At 68.3% G+C, this 25077-nt stretch carries 21 protein-coding genes; 15 read left to right on the top strand and 6 right to left on the bottom strand.

What is annotated here, in order from left to right; genetic code table 11:
* Positions 1-44: 44 nt before the first annotated feature.
* The gene (locus N440_RS20080; protein WP_049443556.1) at positions 45-329 is read left to right on the top strand and encodes a metal-sensing transcriptional repressor; all 285 of its coding nucleotides are present in this window, start codon (positions 45-47) and stop codon (positions 327-329) included.
* Between the two features lie 76 nt (positions 330-405).
* Here the strand turns inward: N440_RS20080 and N440_RS20085 are convergent, their stop codons facing one another.
* Positions 406-777, bottom strand: coding sequence for a MerC domain-containing protein (locus N440_RS20085; protein ID WP_133936442.1), 372 nt, complete (start codon positions 775-777; stop codon positions 406-408).
* Between the two features lie 68 nt (positions 778-845).
* Between N440_RS20085 and N440_RS20090 the strand changes: the two genes are divergently transcribed.
* Positions 846-2171 carry a GTP-binding protein gene (locus N440_RS20090; protein ID WP_133936443.1) on the top strand — a complete coding sequence of 442 codons (1326 nt, stop codon included), beginning with the start codon at positions 846-848 and terminating at the stop codon, positions 2169-2171.
* Between the two features lie 72 nt (positions 2172-2243).
* Here the strand turns inward: N440_RS20090 and N440_RS20095 are convergent, their stop codons facing one another.
* Both N440_RS20095 and N440_RS20100 read right to left on the bottom strand, forming a co-directional pair.
* Positions 2244-3851 carry an ATP-binding cassette domain-containing protein gene (locus N440_RS20095; RefSeq protein ID WP_133936444.1) on the bottom strand — a complete coding sequence of 536 codons (1608 nt, stop codon included), beginning with the start codon at positions 3849-3851 and terminating at the stop codon, positions 2244-2246.
* A 232-nt stretch (positions 3852-4083) separates the two neighbouring features.
* The gene (locus N440_RS20100; protein WP_133936445.1) at positions 4084-4983 is read right to left on the bottom strand and encodes a LysR family transcriptional regulator; all 900 of its coding nucleotides are present in this window, start codon (positions 4981-4983) and stop codon (positions 4084-4086) included.
* 229 nt (positions 4984-5212) lie between these two features.
* Here N440_RS20100 and N440_RS20105 point away from each other — a divergent pair, with 229 nt between their 5' ends.
* On the top strand, positions 5213-6391 hold the full coding sequence (locus N440_RS20105) for a serine hydrolase domain-containing protein (RefSeq protein WP_133936446.1): 1179 nt from the start codon (positions 5213-5215) through the stop codon (positions 6389-6391).
* Positions 6388-7572 carry an MFS transporter gene (locus N440_RS20110; RefSeq protein ID WP_133936447.1) on the top strand — a complete coding sequence of 395 codons (1185 nt, stop codon included), beginning with the start codon at positions 6388-6390 and terminating at the stop codon, positions 7570-7572. The genes N440_RS20105 and N440_RS20110 overlap by 4 nt, the downstream gene beginning before the upstream one ends.
* Before the next feature lie 393 nt (positions 7573-7965).
* Here N440_RS20110 and N440_RS20115 read toward each other — a convergent pair whose 3' ends face one another.
* On the bottom strand, positions 7966-9582 hold the full coding sequence (locus N440_RS20115) for an EAL domain-containing protein (RefSeq protein WP_133936448.1): 1617 nt from the start codon (positions 9580-9582) through the stop codon (positions 7966-7968).
* 229 nt (positions 9583-9811) lie between these two features.
* On the opposite strand from N440_RS20115, the gene cycA reads away from it, so the two are divergent.
* Positions 9812-11185 (top strand): D-serine/D-alanine/glycine transporter, encoded by a 1374-nt coding sequence (cycA, locus tag N440_RS20120; RefSeq protein WP_133936449.1) that lies wholly within the window; start codon positions 9812-9814, stop codon positions 11183-11185.
* A gap of 319 nt (positions 11186-11504) precedes the next feature.
* Positions 11505-12281 (top strand): lytic transglycosylase domain-containing protein, encoded by a 777-nt coding sequence (locus N440_RS20125; protein ID WP_133936450.1) that lies wholly within the window; start codon positions 11505-11507, stop codon positions 12279-12281.
* 7 nt (positions 12282-12288) lie between these two features.
* Here N440_RS20125 and N440_RS20130 read toward each other — a convergent pair whose 3' ends face one another.
* Complete coding sequence (locus N440_RS20130; protein WP_133936451.1) at positions 12289-13809, bottom strand: hypothetical protein; 1521 nt, start codon at positions 13807-13809, stop codon at positions 12289-12291.
* A 165-nt stretch (positions 13810-13974) separates the two neighbouring features.
* Here N440_RS20130 and N440_RS20135 point away from each other — a divergent pair, with 165 nt between their 5' ends.
* Entirely contained in the window at positions 13975-16056 is a 2082-nt protein-coding gene (locus N440_RS20135) for an NHL repeat-containing protein (protein WP_133936452.1), read from the top strand.
* On the opposite strand, the gene N440_RS20140 is transcribed toward N440_RS20135, so the two are convergent.
* On the bottom strand, positions 16034-16441 hold the full coding sequence (locus tag N440_RS20140) for a YciI family protein (RefSeq protein ID WP_049458373.1): 408 nt from the start codon (positions 16439-16441) through the stop codon (positions 16034-16036). The two genes, N440_RS20135 and N440_RS20140, sit on opposite strands and share 23 nt — an antisense overlap.
* A 716-nt stretch (positions 16442-17157) precedes the next feature.
* Between N440_RS20140 and N440_RS20145 the strand changes: the two genes are divergently transcribed.
* The 8 genes from N440_RS20145 (at position 17158) to N440_RS20180 (ending at position 24647) form a co-directional block, all read left to right on the top strand.
* Positions 17158-17571, top strand: coding sequence for a YciI family protein (locus tag N440_RS20145; protein ID WP_133936453.1), 414 nt, complete (start codon positions 17158-17160; stop codon positions 17569-17571).
* 62 nt (positions 17572-17633) lie between these two features.
* Positions 17634-18056, top strand: coding sequence for a VOC family protein (locus N440_RS20150; RefSeq protein ID WP_008266068.1), 423 nt, complete (start codon positions 17634-17636; stop codon positions 18054-18056).
* 36 nt (positions 18057-18092) lie between these two features.
* Complete coding sequence (locus N440_RS20155) at positions 18093-18503, top strand: VOC family protein (protein WP_133936454.1); 411 nt, start codon at positions 18093-18095, stop codon at positions 18501-18503.
* 49 nt (positions 18504-18552) lie between these two features.
* The gene (locus N440_RS20160; RefSeq protein ID WP_133936455.1) at positions 18553-19815 is read left to right on the top strand and encodes a sigma-70 family RNA polymerase sigma factor; all 1263 of its coding nucleotides are present in this window, start codon (positions 18553-18555) and stop codon (positions 19813-19815) included.
* A 107-nt stretch (positions 19816-19922) separates the two neighbouring features.
* Entirely contained in the window at positions 19923-21119 is a 1197-nt protein-coding gene (locus N440_RS20165; protein ID WP_133936456.1) for a hypothetical protein, read from the top strand.
* Positions 21110-22210, top strand: a complete 1101-nt coding sequence (locus N440_RS20170) for a hypothetical protein (RefSeq protein WP_049456380.1) — start codon at positions 21110-21112, stop codon at positions 22208-22210. Before N440_RS20165 ends, N440_RS20170 begins: the two co-directional genes overlap by 10 nt.
* Before the next feature lie 99 nt (positions 22211-22309).
* Entirely contained in the window at positions 22310-22984 is a 675-nt protein-coding gene (locus N440_RS20175; protein WP_049456379.1) for a hypothetical protein, read from the top strand.
* Between the two features lie 16 nt (positions 22985-23000).
* Entirely contained in the window at positions 23001-24647 is a 1647-nt protein-coding gene (locus N440_RS20180; RefSeq protein WP_133936457.1) for a CsgG/HfaB family protein, read from the top strand.
* The last annotated feature ends 430 nt before the right edge of the window (positions 24648-25077 follow it).

Consider the following 25077-nt stretch of genomic DNA (forward strand, 5'->3'; position numbering starts at 1 on the left):
CCGAGGGGTAGAGGAGATACCCCCATAGGGTATATGATCCGGCCATGGCACATGTACACAAGAACCGAAAGCAGCTGCTGACCCGGGTGCGTCGTATCGGCGGCCAGGTGGCGGCGTTGGAGCAGGCGCTGGACAGGCCCGAGGGAGAGGCGGGCGACTGCGCGGACGTGCTGGTACAGGTCGCCGCGGTGCGCGGTGCCGCCCACAGCCTGCTGATGGAGCTGCTGCACGAGCACCTGCAGGAGCACGTGGTGGGTGCGGAAGACCCGCAGCAACGGGCGGACGAGGCCGCAGTGCTGGTGGAGCTGCTGCGCCGCTACGGCAAATAGCTGGCGTGGTGCCGGCCACTGGCCGGCAACGTCAGGTGGCGGCGGGGTTCATGCGGTTGCCGGCCAGCGGCCGGCACTACCCGTGCCGGTGCCGCGCGTTCCAGATGTGCGTGGCGGCCAGCAGCAGGCTGCCGGTAACGGTCAAGGGTGTTTCCCAGTCGTGCGAGGGCAGCGCCAGCGCACCGGCCAGCAGCAGGCCCAGCCCCATGCCGGCAGTGGCCCAGGCCAGCGCCGGCAGCGGATGACGGCGCTCGGCCCGCCACAGCGCATAGCCGGTCAGCGGCAGGGCGATGGCCACGAACAACAGGTGCACCCACTCGGCTTCGGCCCAGACGCCGAACAGGGGCAGCGCGGCGGCAAGCAGAGGCAGCGCCAGGCAGTGCAGCAGGCACAGGCTGGACAGGGCGACCGCGCCGGCATCAAGCAGGGCGGCAGAGGGTGACTTCATCGGGCAGGTTCCTTGCTTTACAAGTGTTATACAGTAACATTTCCGTTCCGCAGCCAACCCGCTCCGACATGAACACTGTTTCCCGCGCCGACCGTCGCCTTCCGGTCACCGTGCTGTCCGGCTTCCTTGGGGCCGGCAAGACCACCCTGCTCAACCAGATCCTGCGCAACCGCGAGGGCCTGCGCGTGGCGGTCATCGTCAACGACATGAGCGAGGTCAACATCGATGCGCAGCTGGTGCGCGAGGGTGGGGCGGAACTGCGCCGCACCGAAGAGACCCTGGTGGAGTTCAGCAACGGCTGCATCTGCTGCACGCTGCGCGATGACCTGCTGCAGGAAGTTCGGCGCCTGGCCGATGCCGGCCGCTACGACTACCTGCTGATCGAATCAACGGGCATCGGCGAGCCGATGCCGGTGGCCGCCACTTTCGCGGTGCGCGACGAGCACGGCTTCAGCCTGAGCGACATCGCGCGGTTGGACACGATGGTGACGGTGGTCGATGGCAGCGCGTTCCTGGCCGATTTCGGCTCAACCCTGCGCCTGGCCGAGCGTGGCCAGCAGGCCGGGCCCGATGATGATCGCGGCGTGGTCGACCTGTTGTGCGAGCAGGTGGAATTCGCCGATGTGATCGTGGTCAGCAAGGTCGACCAGGTGGACGACGAAGTGCTGCAGGACACCCTGGCCGTACTGCGGGGATTGAACCGCGATGCCAAGCTGCTGTTGTCCAGCTTCGGTGACGTGCCGCTGAGCGAACTGCTGGACACCGGCCGCTTCGACATGGAGCGTGCGCAACGTGCACCGGGCTGGGTGAAGGAGCTGCGCGGCGAGCACACGCCGGAAACCGAGGAATACGGCATCGCCAGTTTCGTCTACCGTTCGCGGCGTCCGTTCCACCCCGCACGCTTCGCACGGGCGTTGCAGTCGGGCATGCCGGGCGTGATCCGCAGCAAGGGCTGGTTCTGGCTGGCCAACCGCATGGACTGGGTGGGCGAGTTGAACAGCGTGGGTGCGGCAACGCGCACGCAGGCGGCGGGTTTCTGGTACGCGGCGCGTGAGCGCGTGCGCGCGGGGCAGGAGGACACCGCGCCGCTGCTGCCACCGACACCGCTGCCCTACAGTGACCTCGGCTGGGCGCGGCAGCAGGCCGAGTGCTGGAGTGCGCCCTTGCCGGGCCCCGACGAGTTCCCGGACATGGCCGCGCATTCGGCGATGCAGCGCCTGTGGCACCCGCTGTGGGGCGACCGCCGCCAGGAGCTGGTGGTGATCGGCGTGCACATGGATGAGCGCGCCGTGCGTGCGGAACTGGACGCGTGCCTGCTGAACGATCAGGAGCTGCGCGCCGGTCCGCTGCTGTGGCAGCAGCTGCCGCAGGCGTTCCCGCTGTGGAAGCGGTGAGCGCGCATTGACGGTTGGTGATGTGCCGGCCAGCGGCCGGCACTACCCCGGATCGATACGCCATGCGTGGATCTACAGATGGTCGCGCCAGTGCCAGCCGTCGGTGGTCACCTGCAGCACCTGCGTGGGCCGCAAGGCCTGCAGCAGGTGCCGGTCATGGCTGACCATCATCAGGGCACCGGGCCAGGCCACCAGCAGTTCTTCCAGCGCCTGCAACGCGCCCAGGTCCAGCGCGTTGCCGGGCTCGTCCAGCAGCAACAGCTGGGGGGCCGGATCGGCGTACAGCACGCTGGCCAGCGCACCCTTTACCCGTTCGCCATCACTGAGGCTGCCGGAGGGGCGAAGGATGCGCCGTGCATCCAGCCCGAGCAGGGCCAGGAGCGTGCGTAGTTCGCCCGGATCTGCCGCGGGGTTGGCCGCCTGCACGGTTTCAAGGATGCTGCGCTCGCCGGACAAGCCCAGCAGCTGCTGGTCCAGCAGGGCCAGCGGCGCATGCCGCTGCACGGTGCCCGCGCGTGCCGGCAGTTGGCCGGCCAGCACGCGCAGCAGGGTGGATTTGCCGCTGCCATTGTCACCGACCACGGCGATGCGTTGCCCGCGACGGATCTCCAGCTGCAACGGGGCACTGCAGCCATGCGGCAACACCAGCGATTGCGCCTGCAGCAGGCGTGCGCTGCCGCGTTCGCCTTCACCGGCAAACAGCGCCAGTTCCGGCGTGGCATGAACCTCAGAGGCCGCCGCGCGCAGTTGATCGGCACTGGCCTGCAGGCGTTCGGCCTGCATCTGCTGCGCGCGGCCGTGGCTGGCCTCGGCGCGCTGCTTCTGCCGGCCGAGCAGGATCGGTGCCTGGTTGGCCTGCTTCGCATCGCGGTTGCCACGCGCCTGCCGCTGTTGCTGGCGTTCGTGCTGTTCACGCGCGCTGCGTTGCTGCTGCCGGTGCTGCGCGCGCGCATGGTCGAGCTGAGCAGCGGCGGCCTCGCGTTCGGCCGCACGCGCGTCGGCGTAGTGCTGCCACGGCCCGCCATAGCGGTGCAGTCCACGCGCATCGAGTTCGACGATCTGCTGCATCTGTTCCAGCAGCTCGCGGTCGTGGCTGATCGCCAGCAGGCCGCCACGCCACTGCTGCAATTGTTCGTACAGCTGCTGGCGATGGCGTGCATCGAGGTGGTTGCTGGGTTCGTCGAGGATCAACCAGTCGGCACCGCTGGCCCACGCCCCGGACAGCGCGACCTGCATCGCCTGGCCACCACTGAGGCGCGCGGCGGGCTGGGCGGGGTCGAGGTCGTCGGGCAGGCCCACTGCCTGCCATTGCTGCTGCAGGCGTTCGCGCAGGTCCCAGCGGTCACCGACGTGGGTGAAGTCGGCCTCGTCCACGCTGCCGGCTTCGATGCGCGCGAGTGCGTCCAGCGCTTCGCCGACACCGGCCAGTGCGCCAACGGTGCCGGAGGGTGGATAGCCGGGTGTCGGCAACAGGAACACGCGGCCGCTGCGGCGCACCTGGCCGCTGTCGGGTGACAGGTGGCCGGCCAGCAGGCGGGCGAGCACGCTCTTGCCGGTGCCATTGGCACCGACCAGGCCGGTGGCGACCGGCTCAAAGGAAAACGACAGATCGGAAAACAGCGGACGGCCGTCGGCCAATCGATACGACACGCGATCGAGCGTGAGGGAATGCGGGGTCATGCGACCTCCATGGATGCCGGGTTCTCCCCTGCGCGCAGGGGCGGGAAGAGTCAGGCCGTCTGATGGGAAGACGGCGGCATCAATGGCGCATTGGTCGCGAGCCTCTGGGAGGAATGAGGCGTCAGTATAGCGGGGCTGGCTGAATGGCCGGGTGTGGTGCGCCAGGCATCCGGTAAGTCGAGCATGGCTCGACTCTACACAGGCATCCATGCGTGGTGTGGATTGATCGCACCTACGGCACGGTTTCCAGGCGTGCGCTGACGAAATCGATGAACACCCGCAGCTTCGGCAGCACGTGGCGGCCGGAGGGCCACAGCAGGTGGAAGATGCCGCAGGAATGCACATGCTCGTCCAGCACGGTGACCAGCCGGCCGTCGGCCAGCGCATCGCGTACCGAGTGCACCGGCACGAACGCCAGGCCCACGTGGCGCAGCGCAAGCGCCACGCGTGCTTCGATGGTGTTGGCCACCATGTGGACCGGCAGTTCCTGCGGGGTTTCATCTTCAGGCCAATGGATCGGCCATAGCTCCAGCTTGCCGGTGCTGGGGAAGCGGTAGTGCAGCAGCGTGTGCTGCATCAGTTCGGCCGGCGTGCGCGGAATGCCGCGCTGCTGCAGGTAGCCGGGCGAGGCGACGATGCGGCGCGGAAACACGCCCAGGCGCCGCGCGTTCATGCGCGAGTCGCTGGGCTCGCCGACCCGCAGCACGGCATCGAAACCTTCCTCGATGACATCGACCAGCCGATCACTGAAGTCGAGATCGAGGCGGATGTCCGGATAGGCGGCCATGAACTCGGCCATCAGCGGCAGGGTCAGATCACCCACCAGCGGCAGGCCGATGCGCAGCGTGCCGCGCGGCGTGGCGTGTGGTTGCGCCAGTTCGGTGCGCGCAGCATCGCGCTCGTCGAGGATGCGCCGGCAGCGCGCCAGGAACAGCTGGCCTTCGGCGGTGAGGGTGATGCTGCGCGTACTGCGATGGAACAGGCGGACGCCGAGCGCCTGTTCCAGCCGGGCAACGCATTTGCCGGCGGCCGAGGCGGAGATGCCCTGCAGGCGCCCGGTCTCGACGAAGCTGCGGGTGTCGGCGGCGTGCACGAAGGTCTGCAGGTTGGCGAGGTTGTCCAGGACGGTCATGGGCGTTGCGGGCGATGGAAGCGGCAGGGTAGAGGGGCGCGCTGGTGGCGGTTGGCGCCGCCCTCGCAACACTGTGGTGCGGGGCGGGTTGTGGGCGTTTGTGGCCTTGCAGTTCCGGCCATGATGCCGATTGCGGACTGCACGGTCCATGATGCCCGGAGCGGCAACCGGCTTTTTGCGCGGCGGCGGGCTGCCTAACGTGGCGGCCTCTCCCCCACGGATCACCGCGATGAATGCCGCTCTTTCCCTTGAACCCGTACCGACGCTGCCGTCGGTGCAGCGGCTGCTGCTGCAGGTGCACCCCCTGCGCCTGGTCGGCGCGGTGGTGCTGGTGCGCCAGCACGGGGTGCTGCGCCACGCCAGCGCCAGCGGCCTGGCGGACCGCGAATCAGGCACGCCGATGCAGCGCGACCAGCTGTTCCGGCTGGCCTCGGTCAGCAAGCCGCTGCTGACCACGGTGATCCTGCGCCTGGTGGCCGATGGCGTGCTGGACCTCGATGCCCCGGTGCAGCGTTGGCTGCCGGACTTCCGCCCGGCGCTGGCCGATGGCAGCACGCCACCGATCAGCCTGCGCCAGCTGCTCAGCCACAGCAGCGGGCTGGGCTACCGTTTCCTGGAGGCCGATGCGGACGGCCCGTATGCGCGGGCGGGTGTCAGCGATGGCATGGATGCCAGCCCGGTGTCCCTGGCCGAGAACGTGCGCCGCATCGCGCAGGCGCCGCTGCTGTTCGCACCCGGCAGCCAGTGGTTGTACTCGCTGGGCGTGGATGTGGCCGGTGCGGTGGCCGAAGCCGCAACCGGTGACACCCTGCAGGCGCTGTTCGCGCGCCTGCTGGCCGCACCGCTGGGCCTGCGCGATACTGCCTTCGCCACCGCCGATGCTGCGCGGCTGGCCACCCCCTATGTGAGCGACATGCCACAGCCACATCGCCTGCGCGAAGGCGAAGTGGTGGCGCCGTTCGAAGGCACGATCGGCATCGAATACAGCCTTGCGCGTGCCACCGATGCCAGCCGATTCGCCTCAGCCGGCGCCGGTCTGGTGGGCACCGCCGATGAGGTGATGGCGGTGCTGGAGGCGTTGCGCGACGTACGGGCGTCGGGCCTGTTGCCGCCCGCACTGGCGGCGCAGATGGCCACCCCGCAGGTGGGCGAGCAGGGCCCGCCGGAACCGGCCGGCTGGGGCTTCGGCCTGGGCTTTGCGCTGCTGCGCGATGCCACTGCCAGCGGCACGCCGCAGCGCGAAGGTACCTGGCGCTGGGGCGGCGCGTATGGCCACAGCTGGTTCGTCGACCCGGCGCGTGGGCTGAGCGTGGTGGCGCTGACCAACACCCTGTACGAGGGCATGGATGGCGCCTTCGTCGATGAGCTGCGTAATGCGGTCTACGCCGATCTGGAGGGCGCCCGATGAGCGGCCATGCCATTGATGCGAGCAGCCCGGCCGGTGAAGCCACACGCCTGCCGTGGGCCGGTCTGCTGGCACTGGCCGGTGGTGGCTTCATCACCCTGCTGACCGAGACCCTGCCGGCCGGCGTACTGCGACCGATGGGCAACAGCCTGGGCGTGAGTGATGCGGCGGTGGGCCAGCTGGTGAGCGTGTATGCGCTGGGGTCGGTGATGGCCGCACTGCCGATGACCGCGCTGACCCAGCGCCTGCCGCGGCGTCCGCTGCTGCTGGCGGCGATTGCCGGGTTCGTGGTGGTCAATACGCTGACCGCGTTGAGCAGCAGCTACGCGCTGATCCTTGCGGCACGCTTCCTGGCCGGGGTGAGTGGCGGCCTGCTGTGGTCGCTGGTGGCCGGTTACGCCGCGCGCATGGTGGTGCCCTCGCTGCAGGGCCGGGCGATTGCCGTGGCGATGGTGGGTTCGCCGCTGGCGTTGTCGCTGGGGGTACCGGCCGGCACGTTGCTGGGCCAGCAGATCGGCTGGCGCTGGGCGTTCGCGTTGATGAGCCTGCTGGGCGTGGGACTGCTGGCATACGCGCGCTGGGCGTTGCCTGCATTGCCAGCGGCGCCGGCCGGCCAGCGCATGTCGCTGGGCATGGTCTGGCGCATGCCCGGTGTTCGCAGCGCGCTGCTGGTGATGGTGCTGTACGTGCTGGCGCACAACGTGCTCTACACCTACATCGAACCGTTGGCGGTGGAGGCCGGTGCCGGTGCCTGGCTGGATCGCCTGTTGCTGGCGTTCGGCATCGCAGCGATTGCCGGCATCGGTATCGCCGGCTGGGGCGTGGACCGTCATCTACGCACGCTGGTCTGGGCGGCGGTGGTCGGCTTCCTCCTGCCGGTGCTGGCCTTGCTGTTGTGGCCAGGCCAGCCGACCCCGCTGCTGCTGGCGACGATCCTGTGGGGTGTGGCCTTCGGTTCGGTGGCGACCCTGTTCCAGACCGCGCTGGCGCGCCGCGCGGGTGCCGCTGCGGATCTGGCGCAGTCGATGCTGGTGACCGGCTGGAACCTGGCCATTGCCGCCGGAGGCATGGCAGGCGGTGTGCTGCTGCAGGCGCGCGGCGCCAGCCAGCTGGGATGGTTGCCGTTGCTGCTGCTGGTGGTGACGGCAGCGTGGCTGCTGGCGCGGCCGAAGGCGTGGGAATAGGCGCAGACCAAACGCTACGGAGGTGCCGGCCAGCGGCCGGCACTACCGCGGTTCACGCCATCCACGCATGGCGTGGATCTACCGAGCGCAGCGACCCGCGTTTGCCTTTGAATTTTCTGTTGATTCCGTGGTGGGACGCCGCCGGAACCTGTCAGAGGCCGGGGCGGTCGGGTTCGCGGGGGTGTCCGCGGCATGGGCCCGAGGCATGCCTCGGGCGGGTTGGGCAGGACGCTCAACCCCGGTCTTGCCGTGTGCGCAGGACTGCGCACGCGAGCAAGCCGCGGCCAAGCCCCCATGGATGGGTTTACGGCGTCCCCCGCGAACCCGACCGTCCCGGCCAACTCCGGGATAGCTGTACGCGACCCACCACGAGGGGCCCCGCCGTTCGCCGTCCTACTCCACGCCCTCGCGCTCGATCGGCACGCTGCGCGGATTCTGCATGTGCTCGCGCGCCGCGCCGTAGCGCTGCTGGCGCTTGTTGTGGAACGCCACGAACTCGTCGCGCGGCAGCGGCCGCGAGAACAGCCAGCCCTGCCCGAACTCCACGTGGCGGCTGTGCAGGTAGGCCAGCTGCGCCTCGGTTTCCACGCCTTCGGCCACCACCCACAGGCCCAGTTCCTTGGCCATGTCGATGATGTGCGGCGTGACCGGGCTGGTCGCGCTTTCGGTGCCGATGGCATCGATGAACGACTTGTCGATCTTCAGCGCATCCAGTGGCAGCTGCTCCAGGTACTGCAGGCTGGAGAAGCCCACGCCGAAATCATCGATGGCCACGCTGTGGCCGGCACGGCGCGCCTGCGCCAGCATCGTGCGGGCGCGGTCCAGGTCGAGGAAACCACGCTCGGTGGCCTCCATCCAGATCTGCTGCGGCAGGATGCCGCTGCCGGCCATGTGCTGGGTGATCATCTTCAATGCACGCCCACTGCTGATGTCCTCGGCGGCGAGGTTGATCGCGATGTGCGCGCTGCGATCGGCCACCAGCAGCTCGCGCATGTCGCGCACCACGTTCTCGATCACCAGGTCGGTGATGTCGGCGATCATGCCGGCCTCTTCGGCCAGCGGAATGAACAGGTCCGGCCGCACCTGGGTGCCGTCCGGGCGCTGCCAGCGGATCAACGCTTCGGCGCCGACGCAGATGCCGGTATCCAGCTCGATGATCGGCTGGTAGTGCAGGTACAGCTCGCGGCGGCGGATGGCGGTGGCCAGCTCGCCGCGCAGCGACAGCCGGCGCCGGGAGAGCCAGATCACCAGGCCGGCCCCCGCGGCTGCCAGCAGCAGCCCCAGCGGCACGAACAGCCAGGCCTGCTGGCGGAAGGTGGCGGCCAGCGCAGTGCGCGGCGTGGTGGCGATCGCCAGCCATTCCTCGTTGCGTGCGGTGGCAAACAGCGTGTTCTGGTCCAGCCCCTCGCCGGGGTTGCGCAGCAGGTTCTGCAGCAGCGCCGGGTCCATGCCGTCCTGCTTGGCCAGCAGCCGCCCATCCGGGCTGGCCAGGGCCAAGCGCACATTCGGATCGACGATGACATCGACGAAGCGGCGCGGATCGACCAGCACGTCGTGGGAGCCGTACAGGATCGCCAGCACCTGGCGCCGGCCGCTGGCTTCGGGGCGCACATCCACCGCGATGCCGGCGCCGTCGCTGGTGACATGGTCGGCCTTGGGCTGATTCACGTCCGAGTGGAACGGTCCCCAGGAGGTACAGCGCAGCTTGCCCCCTTCGAAGTAGCCCATCTGGTCCACCGACGGCGTGGTCATCACCAGCGTCTGCATGCGCCGGATGTGTTCTTCATTGCAGCCGGAGGCGGTACCGGCTTCGGCCGACTTCAGCGCGGCCAGCGCCTCGTGGTAGGACAGGTCGGAGCGGCGCAGGGTGCGCAGCGCGATGTCGTGCAGCCGCTGCTGTTCGACCGTGACCGCGCGGTCCCAGGTGGCGTAGGCCATCACCGCGATCGGTACGGCGGCGGCCAGCAATGCCAGCGCGGTGCCACCGATGATGACGCGCAGCCGGCTCATGGCCGGAGCTCCAGCGGGAGGGGCAGGGCAGAGGGCATGGGCGGGGCCGGTCCTTGGGCAGATGCGGCTATCTGAGCATGGCGCCGGGCCGGGCGGAATGGGCGCAATCCGGAATTTCGTCACATTGTGATGAATGCGGCCAGGATTGACGGAATCAGCTCATCGGGTGCTGGCGCTCCGGCCCGCGGAGGACTACCGTCGGACGCTTCGCCCGCTCTTTCCCGCGCCCATGACCGAGCCCGCAACGCCCCCCGAGCACCTGCGCCGCAGCCTGTCCAACCGCCACCTGCAACTGATCGCCATCGGCGGTGCCATCGGTACCGGCCTGTTCATGGGCTCGGGCAAGACCATCAGCCTGGCCGGCCCGTCCATCGTCTTCGTCTACCTGATCATCGGCGCGATGCTGTTCTTCGTGATGCGCGCGATGGGCGAGCTGCTGCTGTCCAACCTGCAGTACAAATCCTTCATCGATTTCTCCACCGATCTGCTGGGCCCCTGGGCCGGCTTCTTCTGCGGATGGACGTACTGGTTCTGCTGGATCGTGACCGCCATTGCCGATGTGATCGCGATCGCCGCCTATGCGCAGTTCTGGTTCCCCGGGCTGGACGCATGGATACCGGCACTGGCCTGCGTGCTGCTGTTGCTGGCACTGAACCTGGTGACGGTGAAGCTGTTCGGCGAAATGGAATTCTGGTTCGCGCTGATCAAGATCGTGGCGATCTGCGCGCTGATCATCACCGGCGCCGGCCTGGTGGCATGGGGCTTCACCTCGCCCAGTGGCCACACCGCAGCGCTGTCGAACCTGTGGAATGACGGCGGCATGTTCCCGATGGGCCTGGTCGGCTTCTTTGCCGGTTTCCAGATCGCGGTATTCGCCTTCGTCGGCATCGAACTGGTCGGCACCACCGCCGCCGAAACCGCCGACCCGGAGCGCAACCTGCCCAAGGCGATCAACTCGATTCCGGTGCGCATCATCATCTTCTACGTGCTGGCGCTGATCGCGATCATGGCGGTCACGCCGTGGCGCCAGGTGGTGCCGGACAAGAGCCCGTTCGTGCAGCTGTTCGTGCTGGCCGGCATTCCCGCCGCTGCCAGCCTGATCAACTTCGTGGTGCTGACCTCGGCCACGTCCTCTGCCAACAGCGGCATCTTCTCCACCAGCCGCATGCTGTACGGCCTGGCAGAAGAGGGCCATGCACCGCGCGGCCTGTCGAAGCTGTCGCGTGCGGCGGTGCCGGCACGCGGCCTGCTGTTCTCGTGCCTGTGCCTGCTGGGCGGCACCCTGCTGATCTACCTGATTCCCAACCTGGTGACCGCCTTCACCCTGGTGACGACGTTGGCGACGGTGCTGTTCATCTTCGTCTGGTCGCTGATCCTGGTGGCGTACATGGTCTACCGGCGCCGTTATCCGGAGCGGCATGCCGCCTCGATCTTCAAGATGCCCGGCGGCGTCGCCATGTGCTGGGCCTGCCTGGTGTTCTTCGCCGGCGTGCTGGTGCTGCTGAGCCTGCAGGGCGACACCCGCCAGGCCCTGATCGCCAGCCCGGCATGGTTCGTGCTGCTGGGCGTGGGTTACTGGATGCGCCGCAGGACCGCGAAGTAATCCAACGTCTCCGCTCCATCGATTGATCCACGGTTTCCAGGAAGTTTCATCCACGCCTGGCGTGGATCTACTGTCCGTCGCAGGAAACTGTCGAGGGCGGGTGGGTGTGGCCCGGCAGGACCGTTGGCGCCATGGATGGCGGCATCGAGCCCCCATGGATGGGTTTACGGCGTGTCCTGCCGGGCCACACCTACCCGACCAGCCCTCAACAGCCCAGCGCCGCTCTGGGTGTTGACGTTGCCTCTGCAGGTGCAGGGCGCAGCCCTGCCGACCCCCATTCACCCAACATTAGCGGGCGCGGCCGGATCATCCGGCCGCCATGACCTGTCGCCCGCTCCTGCTGGTGCTGTTGCTGCTGCCCGGCCTGTGGCCCGGGCTGGCCACCGCGCGCACGGTCTACCGCTGCGTGCAGGGCAACACCGTCAGCCTGGCCACCGCACCGGAACCGGGCTCGCGCTGCACGCCGAAGGAAATCGACGACAACGCCATCCAGACCCCAAACCTGTGGGGCAACATGGGCGTGTTCAGCGGTGTGCTGTACGAGCGCGAGCAGGACGGTGCGCTGGTCTACTCGACCCGCAACCTGCCCGGCTCGCGGGTGTTCCTGAAATTCACCGTGGCCACGCCGCCGGGCGAGCCGGCCCATGAGGGCCTGGGCAAGGTCGGCACGCCGCAGCTGGCGCAGCACGCCAGGCAGTTCAAGGCTGCCGCCAAGGCCACCGGCGTCGACGATGCGTGGCTGCGTGCGATTGCCCATGCCGAAAGCAACTTCGATGCGCTGGCGGTGTCGACCAAGGGCGCACAGGGCGTGATGCAGCTGATGCCTGACACCGCGCAGGAATACGGCGTGCGTGATCCATTCTCGCCGCAGCAGTCGATTGATGGCGGCGCCCGTTACATGCGCGCGCTGCTGCGCCGCTACAACGGCGACCGGCCGCTGGCGGCGGCCGCCTACAACGCCGGCATCGGGGCGGTCACCCGCTACAAGGGCGTCCCGCCGTATGCCGAAACCCTGGCCTATGTGGACAAGGTGATGGCGCTGTACGCGCGCTACCGCGAAGCGATGGGCATCCGTACCGAGGTACCGGCGCGCTAGGCGCTGCTCAGCGCGAGGTGCCGCTGCCGACCAGCGCGTAGCTCTCGATGCGGCCGACGCGTGCGACCTCGGCCTGCACGTCGGCACGCTGCTTGAGCGCACGCCACGCCGCATCAATGCGCACATCGCCCGGCAGCGACGGATAGGTGCGCATGTCCTGCAGGCTGGCCAGGGTCTCGCCGCGGTCGACCGGCGAGCGCAGCTGTTCGATCAGCACTGCAGCCGCACCGTCCAGGTCACCCTGCTCCAGCAGCATCTCGCGATGGAACACGGCGGCATCGTCGCGCTGGGCGAGAATTACCTCGCGTGCAGCCTCCATTGCCCTGGTATCGCCCTGGCCGCGGGCGGCGGCGAACTGCACCAGCGCCTGTGCGGCCTTGCCATAGCCGGCCAGGCCCTGGATGCCCTGCACTGCCTGCGCCGCCTCCTGCGGGCGACCCAGCGAGATCAACAGGAAGCCGATGTTCAACTGGTGCTCGATGCTGTTGGGACCGAGTGCACCGATGCGCGTGGCCTGCTGCGCGGTCGCCAGTGCGTCGTCGAGCCGGCCCAGCCGGCGCAGTGCCGTGAGCCGGCTGTTGAGCAGCCACCCCACCCATTCGGCGTCGGTGGCCGAAGGCGACTCACCTGCGGCGGCCGCACGGGCCATGCCGTCGGTCAGCGCCAGCACTTCCTCGTTGCGGTCCAGCATCAGCAGCGTGCTGCTGAATTCGGCCATGCGCGCGTCCAGTGCGCGATCGAGCAGGCCCGACACACGCAGTTCGTCCAGATGCTTCTGCGCGGCCTGCACCGGATCAAAGCGCGCATCGCCGCGATCGACATAGCGGTCGAAGCGCTTGTCGCTGCGCAGCCGGATGATCTCGGCGGGGCCTTTGATTCGCGCCAGGGTGGCCGGGACGTCATCGCTACGGCCGCTCTCGGCCTGCAACGTGGCCAGTGCCAGCCACATGCCGGTCGGCTCCAGGCCCCCGTTCTTCCAGCCGTTGTCGAACAGGGCCTGCAGCAGTTCCATGCGCTGTCGTGGCTGGTCGCGCAGGCGGTATTGCAGGTACCTGACCGTGTCGTTCTGCAGCGGCAGCGGCGCGTCGGCATGCTTCAGCGCCCGCACCAGGTACTTCGTAGCCGGTGCGGGCTGGCTCTCGGACAGCTCGAGCGAGACCAGGGTCAGCAGGATCTGCGCGTCCTCCGGCAATGCGTCCACCGCGCGTTGCAGGTAGCGGCGGGCCTGGACCGGCTTCTTCTGCACCATCGCCGTCCAGCCGGCCACCTGCGAGGCGCGGCCCTGGCGTTCGGCATCGAAGTCATCCAGCAGCGGATCCTCCATCAGCTGTTCCATCGTGATCAGCGCACCCAGTGTGTTGCCACGGCGCGACTGCTCGATCGCATCATCCCAGCGCTTGGCGTAGGCCATGTGCACGGCATCACTGGTGACCGACGGCTTCTGCGGCGCAACGGTAATCGAGGCCGAAGCGGGGGTGCCTGCCAGTGCGGCCAGCAGCACGGCGGCGAGGGGGAGGGTGCGGGGCATGGAGGATCTCCATCCGTGGGGACAACATTGAAACCGCTGCCGCCAGCGAGAACAAGCGCGATGCATGGAACTCTGGCGCCCGCCGGTACGACTGGCCGTGGCGGATCGCCTGCGCAGCGTCTATTGTCGGTGCCTCTTCAGGCAACAGGCAGGCAGCGCAGCGCGATGGCACGGTGGCAATGGATGGCAGCAGGCGTGGCAGTGGCAACCGCAGTGGCCTTGGCCGCAACCTGGTGGGAGACGCCGTTGCACACGCTGGCTGAACCGGCAGGCCCGGCGCCCACGCCGTTGGCCTGGACCGCACAGATCGAGCCGTTGGCCGGCGATGGCCATCCGGGTGATCGTGACGGTGCCTCGGCACAGGCCCGCTTTGCCGATCCCTATGCGTTGCTGCGCAGCGCCGATGGCAGCGTGTACTTCACCGATGCCGGCGACAACAACCGCATCCGCCGCCGCCTGCCCGACGGCCGTGTCGAAACCGTGGCCGGGCAGGGCGAAGGGCGCATCGATGGCCCGGCGTTGCAGGCCAGCTTCAACACCCCTTCCGGCATTGCCGCCGATGCGCAGGGCAACCTGTATGTGGCCGACACCGGCAACCATGCGATCCGCCGCATCGGCATTGACGGCCAGGTGACCACGCTGGCCGGGGGCGAGCAGGGCCATGCCGATGGACCGGTCGCGCAGGCGCGCTTCGATGCGCCGATGGGTATCGCGGTGGATGCGCAGGGCCAGGTCTACGTGGCCGATACGTTCAACGATCGCATCCGGGTGATCGGCACCGATGGCAGCGTGCGTACGCTGGCCGGCGGTGGGCGTCCGGGGCTGGCCGATGGCGTGGGCGATGCGGCGCGCTTCGATACGCCGGTGGCACTAGCCTTCGACGCGCACGGCGCGCTGCTGGTGGCCGACCTGTTCAACAATGCGGTGCGCCGCGTCGGCCCCGATGGCACGGTCAGCACGGTGGTGGCTGCCGGGGGCGTGATCAACGGCCCGCTGTCGTTGGCCACCACCCACGACGGCGTGCTGTACGTGGGGGACATGGATGGCCGGATCGTGCAGGTGACACCGCAGGGCCATCAGATCGCGCTGGTGGGCAACGGCCGCCTGCCGCGCCTGGCCCGCCCCAGCGGGTTGGCGATGGATGCCGATGGCAGCGTGCTGGTGGCCGACGCCGCCAGCTACCGCCTGCACCGGCTGCGCCCACTGCCGGTGGGCGAACTACCCGCGCCGGCGCTGGTCGGCCCGGCTGCCGATGCCGCGCTGCCAGACACCGGCGGGCGCTGGCCGCTGGCACCGCAGGACGGCTGGCACGAAGTGGTCGGCACGCTCGGCGAAGTGCGCGGCAACTTCAAAGGCGAGAGCCGCCACCACCTGCACGGCGGTTTCGATGTGCGCGGCGATGTCGGGCAGACCGTGCTGGCGATCGCCGAGGGCAAGGTCAGCAGCCCGATGGCCGCCTGGAGCCTGGGCGAGCAGGCCGAAGGCCTGTCGGTGGATCGCCTCAAGTACATCCACATGCGGGTCGGCCGCACGCCGCGCGATGCGCCGTTCGACGCACGCTGGCAGGCGCTGTACGACGAGCAGGGCACGCTGCAGCGGATGCGCGTGCGCCGCGGCATGCGCATCCACGTGGGTGACCGCCTGGGCAGCATCAACAACCAGGCGCACGTGCACCTGGCAGTGGGCAACGGTGGCTTCGAGACCAACGCGGTGGCGCTGGGCTTCCACAACTACGCCGACCACTTTGCTCCGCGCATCACTGGTGTGGCCCTGCTGGACGACAACGATCAGCCGATGGCCGCAGGTGGCGATGGCGTGGTGATGGTGGCGCGCCAGGGTCGCGGCGTGCAGATCGTGGTCGAGGCCTGGGACCAGGTCGACAACAATCTGCCGCGCCGCCGCCTGGGCATGTACCAGGTGGGCTACCAGATCCTCGATGGCGCTGGACAGCCGCTGCAGGGTTACGAGCAGCCGCGCTGGAACATCGTGTTCAACCGCATGCCGCCGCAGAAGGAAGCGGTGCGCGTGGCCTATGCACCGGACAGTGGCATCACCGTGCATGGCAGCGCGGTCACCCGCTTCCGTTACCTGGCCACCAACACCGTGCGTGACGGTCTGATGGAAACCGGCCGCTGGCAGCCGGCGGCGCTGCCGCCGGGCGAGTACATCGTGCGTGCCAGCGTGCGCGACTACAGCGGCAACGAAGGCATCGGTCCGCGCGAGATCAGAGTGCGGCTGCTGCCATAGCAGCGGCGGGGGCGCCGCAGCGTTCGCGCTCGGCGTCCATGTCTTCGAGTGGACGCACCTCGATGCTGCCGAAGCGTGCCCACGGGAAGTCGCGGGCGATGCGCATGGCTTCATCGCGGTCGCGCGCCACGATCAGGTTGAAGCCGGCCAGCAGTTCACGGGTTTCGGCAAACGGGCCATCCAGCACGCGGCTGTGCCCATCGCGCACGCGCAGGGTCTGCGCGGTATCGACCGGCTGCAGCTTCTGCGCGGCCAGCAGCGTGCCTTCGGCCTGCAGCTTGTCGGCGTGGGCGAGGCAGTCGCGCATCAGCGCGTTGAATTCTTCGGTGGGCAGCGCCTGCAGCAGGGCAGGCTCGATGTAGATCAGAAGCAGGTACTGCTGCATGGCACGGTCCTGGCGCGGGCGGGTGCCCATGATGGCGCAGGTCTGCGCGTGGGCATGTTGCAGCGCGGGAGGCGCGCCTTCGGCGGGAGACGGCGAACGGCGGAGCCCCTCCGTGGTGGGGTGGGTGGGTCGATGAAAGCTGGGTTTCAGAGGGTGGGTCGGGCGGGGGGGATTGGCGGGGACGCCGTAAACCCATCCATGGGGGCTTAGCCGCGCCATCCATGGCGCGGATACCCCGCCAACCCCACCCGCCCGACCCCTGACAGATTCCGGTCGCCGAACCACCACGGAAAATCAACAACAAGAGCAGAAGCGGGTCGCTTCGCTCGCAAAGCCCAGGCCGCCAGCCAACCGCTGTTGCTGTTGCTTCTGCCTTTTTCTCTTGATCTTCCCGTGGTGGAACGGAGACAGGAACCTGTCCGTGGCCGGGTGGGTAGGCGGGGCGGGGGTGTCCGCGGCATGGATGCCGCGGCCAAGCCCCCATGGATGGGTTTACGGCGTCCCCCGCCCCGCCTACCCACCCGGCCAAACCCATGAGCCGGAGCTTCCAGCGACCCACCCACCCCACCACGGAGGGGCTCCGCCGTTCGCCGACTCCCGCCGAAGGCGCGCTTCCCACGGAAGAAATAATTTTCAGAAGACGTGTCGATTCCCAGCACCCTGGTTCGTTGTACCCAGTGAAGGGCACGCACCACGCGTCCCCACGGGAGACCGCAATGAAAGTGATGGTGATCGTGAAGGCCAACGCCGACTCCGAAGCCGGCCGCATGCCCAGCCAGCAGGAGCTGTCGGAAATGGGCGCCTTCAATGAACAACTGGTGGCCGCCGGCATCATGCTGGCCGGTGAAGGCCTGCACGCCACCCAGCGAGGTCGCCGCATTCACTTCGGTGGCACGGCACCCACGGTCGAGGCCGGTCCATTCGGCCCCGCCAGCGAGCAGATCGCCGGGTTCTGGCTGTGGGAGGTGCGGTCGCTGGACGAGGCCGTCGAGTGGGCCAGCCGTGCGCCGTTCGGCAGCGGCGGCACGCTGGAACTGCGCCCCCTGATCTCCGCCGAAGACTTCGGTGAAGCCTTCACCCCCGACTTACAGCAGCAGGAACAGCGTCTGCGTGCACAGCTGGAAGGCTGACCCGACTCATCCACGCCGGGCGCGGCCTGGCAACACCCTGTATCAATCAACGGAGCAATGCCATGAGACTGATTCCCTTCCTCGGCTTCAGCGGCCAGGCCCACGATGCGATGGCGTTCTATGCCAAGGCGCTCGGTGGCCAGGTCACCTCTGAAATGAAGTACCGCGACATGCCGCCGTCCGATGGCTCGCCGGGTTGCAACGAGATGCCGCCGGAAACCCTGGATCACGTCGCGCACAGCCAGCTGGAGATCGGCAACGCGATCGTAATGGCCGCCGACGGCCCGGGCGGTGGCGAGGGCGGCTCGACCACCATCAACGTCGACGTCGACAGCATCGAAGAGGCCGAGCGCGTGTTCGCGGCGCTGGCCGAGGGGGGCCAGGTACAGATGCCGATTGCCGAAACGTTCTGGGCGCATCGCTGGGGCATGTTGATCGATCGCTACGGCAAGCCGTGGATGGTCAACTGCATGAAGCAGCCCTGATCCCGGCCTTTCTTCCCTCCACAAGGAGCTTCACCGATGAGTGCACCGCAACCGCAGATGATCTTCGTCAACCTGCCCGTGCAGGATCTGAACGCGTCCAAGGCCTTCTTCGCCGCGTTGGGCTACAGCTTCAACCCGACCTTCACCAATGACGATGCGGCCTGCATGGTGATCAACGAAAGCATCTACGTGATGCTGCTGACCCAGCCGTTCTTCAAGCAGTTCACCAACAAGGCGATTGCCGATGCGCACAGCCACACCGAGGTGATCACCTGCCTGTCGGCCGACAGCCGCAAGGCGGTAGACGTGATGGTGGACAAGGCACTCGCCGCCGGCGCCAGCGAACCGCAGCCGGCGCGTGACTACGGTTTCATGTACCAGCGCGGCTTCCAGGACCTGGATGGCCATCTCTGGGAAATCGCACACATGGACGGCGAGCCGGGCTGAGCATCGCGCCGCGCTTGTGCGCGCCGGGCGTGCGTGCTGAGATCGGCGCATGCCCGATCCCGCACTGACGCAGCGTCTGGAAACCCTCTGGCGGATGGAGTCGCCGGTGCTGATCGCGCGCCTGGCGCGGTTGCTCGGGGGCGACGTCGGTCGCGCCGAGGAGCTGGCCCAGGACACCTGGCTGGCCGCGCTGGAGCGCTGGCCGGAGCAGGGCATCCCGGACAACCCCGGAGCCTGGCTGATGACCACTGCGCGCAACCGTGCCATCGACGTGCTGCGCCAGCACCAGCGGGTGGCGCAGCAGCACGCGCAATGGGGCGAGGAACTGCATCCGGCGGCGCTGCCGGCGCCGGATGACAGCCAGGCGCTGGAAGATGACCTGGGCGACGATCTGCTGCGGCTGATGTTCGTGGCCTGCCATCCGGTGCTGCCCGCCGATGCGCGGGTCGCACTGGCCCTGCGCCTGCTCGGGGGCCTGACCACCACCGAGATCGCCCGCGGCTTCCTGCAACCGGAACCGACCATCGCCCAACGCATCGTGCGCGCCAAGCGCACCCTGGCGCAGAAGCAGGTGCCCTACGAGGTGCCGCGCGCGGAGGCGATGCCCGAGCGGCTGGCCTCGGTGCTGGAGGCGATCTATCTGGTGTTCAACGAAGGCTATGCGGCCAGCGCGGGTGATGACTGGATGCGGCCGGCGCTGTGCGAGGAAGCATTGCGGCTGGCACGCATCCTGGCACACCGGTTGCCGGTGCCGCCGGTGCTGGGCCTGCTGGCGTTGATGGAGCTGCAGGCATCGCGCGCGGCCGCGCGGACCGATGCGCAGGGCGCCCCCGTGCTGCTGGACCTGCAGAACCGCGCACGCTGGGACTGGCTGCAGATCGAGCGCGGCCAGCAGGTACTGGCCCGCGCGCTGGCCGCCGGTGGTGGCGAAGACCCGTATGTGTTGCAGGCGCGCATCGCGGCCTGCCATGCCGCCGCACGCCGCGCCGAAGCGACTGACTGGCCACGCATCGCCGCGCTTTATACGCAGCTGCTGCAGGTGCAGCCTTCGCCGGTTGTCGCATTGAACCGGGTGGTGGCCGTACTGCGCAGCGAGGGTCCGTTCGCGGCCTGGGTGCAGTTGCAACCGTTGCTGGATGATGCACGTCTGCGCGACTACGCGCCGTTGCAGGTGGTGCGTGGCGAAGTACTGCAGTCGCTGGGTCGCGACCTGGACGCACGTCACGCTTTTGCCGAAGCCGCCAGACTCAGCCAGAACCAGGCAGAGCGCGGCCTGCTGCGGCAACGGGCAGGATTGCCGCCCACGGAGTAGCTGCGACGAACGCAGCACTTGTCGGCGGACGCGCGAGCCGTTATGTTTCGCGCCCAGTGGACGCATGAGCGTCTGCTTTCCGTGCGGATTGACCGAGGAGCGGTTGGATGTATTCAAGGACGAAGAGCGCATCGCGCGCTTTTGCGCGCCTGCTTGCCTGTGCCCTGTGCCTGGCCGTGTGGCCGATCGCCGCACAGGCGGCGGACAAATCGCAGCAGGCCTACTGGGCCGGCTTTGCCTACACCGCAGATGCCGCCGCCGTGCAGGCCACCACGCCGCATGCGCACACCGTGCTGGAAAAGCGTGGGCTGGTTCCGCTCAACCAGACCCTGGCGCAGGCGCTCAAGCGTCGCCCGCCGGCGAATCTGGAACTGATCGACCAGCCGGTGGCAATGCTTGATGGCACCACCAGTGCGACCGTGCTGGCCGCGGCACTGGACCGCGAACTGGTCTCGGTCGAGCCGATCGGCAACCAGTACAAGGTGCTGGTGGAAGTGGCGCTGCAGGCGTTGTTCTTCGACTTCCGCGAGCGCCAGGTGATCGCATCCTATCCGCTGACCCTGCAGCGCATCGACGTGCAGGACGATCGTCCTGACAACGATGATATCGACGCGATCGTGGCCGATCTGCTGTATGGCAATGCCGCCACCAGCCTGTCGCAGGTGCTGGCAGCCAGCATCGCCCAGGCCAGGCTGCCCGATGCCGCGGTGCGCCGCCTGCAGGTGGGCGGGGTGACCCTGTCCGACGCGGTGCGCGCCAAGCTGCCGGACCCGAAGTGGGAAGCGCCGCTGCGTGCCACCCTGGCCCATGAGCTGTCCAAGACGCTGTCGTCCAACACCGGTGTCGGCCTGTTGCCGCCGGCCTCGGGCCAGGCGATCGGTGGCGCGATGGCGGCCCGCTTTGCCGACGGCAAGGTCTACCAGCTGAAGATTCCCGAGCCGGACTACGTCATCAACCTGCAGGTGGATGCGCTGAAGAACGGCGTCATCGAAGAAACCCCGGCGATGAAGACGATGCTGTTCGGCGCCTTCTTCACCGCGAAGGTGACCGAGCCATTCTCCGGCAAGGTCTATTTCGAACAGCCGCTGCGCAAGGGCGCCACCAAGGTGGTGCCGGTTACGCAGTGGCAGGTCGACCAGTGGTCGGCCAGCTACGAAACCCTGCTGGCCGGCTTCGATGCCTTCGCCGGCGCCGCCGCCAAGCGTGCCGATTCGCGCGCCTGGCTGGACGAGCAGAAGCCGGGCGGCCGCCCGTTGCAGCAGCAGACCCAAGCCCTCCAGGAGTTGATCAAGTCATGTCGTTGATGCGTACCATCCTGCTGTTCCTCATCGCCCTGGCGGTGGCCTCCCCGGTTGCTGCGCAGACCGCCAGTTCGCGCGGCACCGGTTCGGCCAGCTACAGCCTGCGCCTGAGTGCCGATACCCGCGCCCAGGCGCTGAACAAGGCCAAGGTCAATGCCCTGGAGGCGTACATCGCCGAAACCGGTGCGGCCAAGCTGCGCCTGTTCGAAGCGCGTCGTGCCGAGTTCATCGGCGAGATCGACCGCTACGTGCTCAGCGCCGTGCAGCTGTCGGATACCGAAGACAAGAAGGCCAAGACGTACAGCGTCACTGTCCGTGCCGAGATCAACACGACCCTGCTGCAGACCAAGCTGGACGCGGGTTCGGCCGTGGCCGGCGCCACCGCCGCGCAGCGTTCGCTACTGACCTTCCTGTTCATGGCGCGCTCGCAGGACACCGTGCAGTCGTTCCAGGACAAGGAATACCGCCGCACCGACGTCAGCTCCAGCTACAACGAGAACACCCGTGAGGGTGACAGCTTCCGCGGCAACTCGGTCAGCACCAACGGCAGCATCAACCAGAATGCGTCGATGTCGGTGACCAGTGGTGGCAGCACCACCCAGCGCAGCGACAACATCAGCTGGAAGGTAGCCAATGCCGCCGAGGTCAACACCGCGATGACCGGTGCCTTCAGCGCCGCAGGCTATGAAGTGGTCGAAGCCGAGTACGTGGAAGGCGAATCGCGCGGCCTGCTGAGCATCGAGCGCATCCGCAAGGATTTCAGCACCGGCAACGACCTGTCTGCCGCCACCCTGCGTGACACCGCCAACGGCATCCGTGCGGCCAACATCCCGTACATCGCCGTCGGTACCCTCGACGTCGGCATGCGCGACCGCGATCCGGCCAGCGGCAACACCCGTGTGTTCGTCACCGTCACCGGCAAGGTGCTGGACGTGACCGGTCGCTTCCCGCGCACTGTCTCGTCGGTGGGCCCGGTGCAGTTCTCCGGCACCGGCCCGAATGAAACCGTGGCCCGCACCAATGCCCTGCAGCTGGCGGCCGAAAAAGCCGCTCAGCAGATGATCAACGAACTGAACGTCAAAGCGGTCCGCTGATCCGCCACCCAGGTGGGTGCCGAACTCGCTCGGCATCGCCCTGGGGTTACCGATTTTCCACGTGCCGCATCGCGGCCGTCTCTCCCAAAGGACGCTCACATGATCCGCAATACCGCTCTTGTCGTGGCCATCGCTGCCGCCACCCTGTCGATGCCGGCCCACGCCGGCCTGGGCAAGCTGAAGGACCTGGCCGGTGCCGCCACCGGTACCTCCAGCAGCACCTCCAGTGCCGCCGCGCCGGACGATGCCGCGCAGGAAGCGCTGGTGCGTCGTTTCGTCAGCTCGCAGTCGCACTCGCTGCAGGCACAGACCTCGTTCGCCCGCGCCTTCGGCTTGGCCGAGCAGGTGCAGCTGCTGGAGGCCGAGCGCCAGGCGCTGTCGTCCGGTTCGGTCAGCGTCGATGCAATGAAGAAGTCGGTGTCGGTCAGCGAAGCCGCCCAGGCGGCCATCAATGAGCGCCAGGCCGCACAGCCGGAACTGAACGCCGAATCCAAGCAGCACTATGCCGAAGGCCTGGTTTCGCTGCTGTCCTCGGCGGCCGAGGCGCAGAAGCTGGGTGGCGAAGCGAGCAGCTTCACCGCTGGCATGAAGAACCTGGGTGCGGCCCAGCTGGCCACCGTCGGCCGCAAGCTGGCCGCCGGTGCATGGGTGGCCAAGGAATCGCCGGGCTTCATCCAGGGCCTGTACGGCTCGACCAAGTCGGCGGTGACCTTTGCCAAGAAGAGCAAGGTGAAGGTGCCGTCCAACGCCGATTCGATGCTCGACTCGATCTGATCCGAGGCGAATCTCCATGCGTACGACACCCCGATTGATCGGCCTGGGCCTGGTGGCAGTGCTGCTTGCAGCCTGTGGCAAGGACACTCCGGCCGCTGCGCCGGCACCGGCCAAGGACAAGGCAACCAGCGCACTGGCCAGCAATGCGCCCGTGGACGCCGCGCCACTGCGTGGCACGCCGGATTTCGGCGGCACCACCCAGGTCGCGCGTGAGGCCGACGGCATCGGCAGCACCCCGGAACTGGCGGTGCTGGCGGCGCTGCAGTCGGCGGTGGCGCAGGTCAACGGCGTACGCGTGGCCAGCCAGATGCAGAGCCTGCGTGCAGGCCTGCATGTGGATGTGGATGGCGAACACGTCGGCGATATCCGCGCCGACGCGTTCACCCAGCAGATGATCGCCGGCTCGCAGGGCGCGGTGCTGGGCTATGAAATCCTGTCGCAGGACGAAGTTCGCCAGCTCGATGAAGAAACCATCGCCCGCGTGCGCGCCAGCGACGAAGGCTGGAGCTTCAAGGGCTCGGCGTCGGCCAGCGGTGCCGCCGAAGCCTCTGCCCAGGGCGGTTCGGCCTCGGCCAGCGTCAGGCAGAACTACGACGAGAAGGTCAACGTTGATGCCAAGCGTGGCGGCAGCTCGTTCGACTCCGACGTCACCCATCGCAGCATGCGCAGCTACTGGAAGGTGCGCGTGCGCGCGCAGATCGCCCAGTACCGTGCACCGGACGAGCAGGGCAAGCCGAAGATCGTGGTTGCGCTGCCGCGCACCAAGGCCGGCAGCTACGCCGTTGGCGATGGCCGCGTCGACGCCGACGAAGTGGCCGACGCGATCCGCGCCCGGCTGTCGGACACGTTGACCCAGACCCAGCGCTTCATCGTGCTGGATCGCGAGTTCGGCGACGAGATGCAGGCCGAGATCGACCACATCAACAGCGGCAATGTGCGCCTGCAGGACACCGCACGCATTGGCCAGCAGCTGGCGACCGACCTGATCCTGATCCCGACCATCGAGCGTTTCGAGTACCCGCGCAGCGTGCGCAACCTGCGCATGTCCGACCGCCAGGTGACCTCGTATTCCGGTGGCGGCCGCATCACCCTGCGCCTGATCAACGCCACCACCGGCCAGGTGGTGATGTCCGACAGCTTCGACCACCAGCTGGCCTCGACCGGCCCGAGCACGCTGCCGCGCGTGGTCAACGGGCGCAACATGGCCGCAGCGATGATGGAGTCGCTGTCCGGCCAGATTGGCACCACCATTGTCACCACGCTGTTCCCGGTGTCGGTGGTCTCGGTGGACGGTGACCAGGTGGTGCTGAGCCAGGGCGGCGAAACGCTGCAGGACGGCCAGCGCTGGCAGGCCGTGCGTCTGGGTGAGGAACTGAAGGACCCGCAGACGGGCCGTTCGCTGGGCCGCAGCGAACATCCGTGCTGCACCATCCGCATCGACCGCGTGGCCGCGCAGACCTCCTACGGCACCATCGAAGATGGCGTCGACGCCATGCGCGGCGGCTTCCGTCCGGGCCAGATCGAACTGCGCCAGAAGCTGGGCAGCAAGCCCGCCACCGCCGCTGCCAGCGCAACGGCCTCGGCCGCTCCCGCCGCCGCCCGTCCGGCTGCCAAGCCGAAGGCCAAGCCCGCCGCCGCCCCGGCCGAAGACCCGAACTGGTAACAGGCTCAAGCAACACACCGATGGGGTCAGAGACCTTTCCCGCAGGGAAGGTCCCTGACCCCTTCTTGTTTCCGTCCGTGTCGACCAAGGTCGACACCTACCAACAGCGGCGTGTCGACCAAGGTCGACACCTACCAACAGAGGTGTGTCGACCAAGGTCGACACCCACCAACAGCAGCGGGAAACTGTCGAAGGCGGGGTGGGTCCGGTTGCGGGGGCGTGAGCCGCATGGATGCGGCGACCGAGCCTACATGGACGTATTTACGGCGTCCCCCGCAACCGGACCCACCCCGCCATCCCACGGAGTACCGCTGTTGCTTGGGCTGTTGCTGTTGCCCTGGCTTCGGCAGGTGCAGGGCGCAGCCCTGCCGAATCCCATTACACTCCAGAAGGATTTCCCTGCTGGAGAGAGCAATGAAACGAGTGGTAC

Origin of the sequence: Stenotrophomonas sp. CC22-02, from assembly GCF_004365115.1 — a bacterium.
GTDB lineage: Bacteria > Pseudomonadota > Gammaproteobacteria > Xanthomonadales > Xanthomonadaceae > Stenotrophomonas > Stenotrophomonas forensis.

Excerpts from the sequence above, each read along its gene's own strand:
- N440_RS20130 (WP_133936451.1), bottom strand. The coding sequence starts at position 13,809 with ATGCCCCGCACCCTCCCCCTCGCCGCCGTGCTGCTGGCCGCACTGGCA.
- N440_RS20175 (WP_049456379.1), top strand. The coding sequence starts at position 22,310 with ATGATCCGCAATACCGCTCTTGTCGTGGCCATCGCTGCCGCCACCCTG.
- N440_RS20095 (WP_133936444.1), bottom strand. The coding sequence starts at position 3,851 with ATGACCCCGCATTCCCTCACGCTCGATCGCGTGTCGTATCGATTGGCC.
- N440_RS20115 (WP_133936448.1), bottom strand. The coding sequence starts at position 9,582 with ATGAGCCGGCTGCGCGTCATCATCGGTGGCACCGCGCTGGCATTGCTG.
- N440_RS20085 (WP_133936442.1), bottom strand. The coding sequence starts at position 777 with ATGAAGTCACCCTCTGCCGCCCTGCTTGATGCCGGCGCGGTCGCCCTG.
- N440_RS20170 (WP_049456380.1), top strand. The coding sequence starts at position 21,110 with ATGTCGTTGATGCGTACCATCCTGCTGTTCCTCATCGCCCTGGCGGTG.
- N440_RS20155 (WP_133936454.1), top strand. The coding sequence starts at position 18,093 with ATGAGTGCACCGCAACCGCAGATGATCTTCGTCAACCTGCCCGTGCAG.
- N440_RS20140 (WP_049458373.1), bottom strand. The coding sequence starts at position 16,441 with ATGCAGCAGTACCTGCTTCTGATCTACATCGAGCCTGCCCTGCTGCAG.
- N440_RS20110 (WP_133936447.1), top strand. The coding sequence starts at position 6,388 with ATGAGCGGCCATGCCATTGATGCGAGCAGCCCGGCCGGTGAAGCCACA.
- N440_RS20165 (WP_133936456.1), top strand. The coding sequence starts at position 19,923 with ATGTATTCAAGGACGAAGAGCGCATCGCGCGCTTTTGCGCGCCTGCTT.
- N440_RS20080 (WP_049443556.1), top strand. The coding sequence starts at position 45 with ATGGCACATGTACACAAGAACCGAAAGCAGCTGCTGACCCGGGTGCGT.
- N440_RS20145 (WP_133936453.1), top strand. The coding sequence starts at position 17,158 with ATGAAAGTGATGGTGATCGTGAAGGCCAACGCCGACTCCGAAGCCGGC.
- N440_RS20125 (WP_133936450.1), top strand. The coding sequence starts at position 11,505 with ATGACCTGTCGCCCGCTCCTGCTGGTGCTGTTGCTGCTGCCCGGCCTG.
- N440_RS20135 (WP_133936452.1), top strand. The coding sequence starts at position 13,975 with ATGGCACGGTGGCAATGGATGGCAGCAGGCGTGGCAGTGGCAACCGCA.
- N440_RS20090 (WP_133936443.1), top strand. The coding sequence starts at position 846 with ATGAACACTGTTTCCCGCGCCGACCGTCGCCTTCCGGTCACCGTGCTG.
- N440_RS20150 (WP_008266068.1), top strand. The coding sequence starts at position 17,634 with ATGAGACTGATTCCCTTCCTCGGCTTCAGCGGCCAGGCCCACGATGCG.
- N440_RS20100 (WP_133936445.1), bottom strand. The coding sequence starts at position 4,983 with ATGACCGTCCTGGACAACCTCGCCAACCTGCAGACCTTCGTGCACGCC.
- N440_RS20105 (WP_133936446.1), top strand. The coding sequence starts at position 5,213 with ATGAATGCCGCTCTTTCCCTTGAACCCGTACCGACGCTGCCGTCGGTG.
- N440_RS20180 (WP_133936457.1), top strand. The coding sequence starts at position 23,001 with ATGCGTACGACACCCCGATTGATCGGCCTGGGCCTGGTGGCAGTGCTG.
- N440_RS20160 (WP_133936455.1), top strand. The coding sequence starts at position 18,553 with ATGCCCGATCCCGCACTGACGCAGCGTCTGGAAACCCTCTGGCGGATG.
- cycA (WP_133936449.1), top strand. The coding sequence starts at position 9,812 with ATGACCGAGCCCGCAACGCCCCCCGAGCACCTGCGCCGCAGCCTGTCC.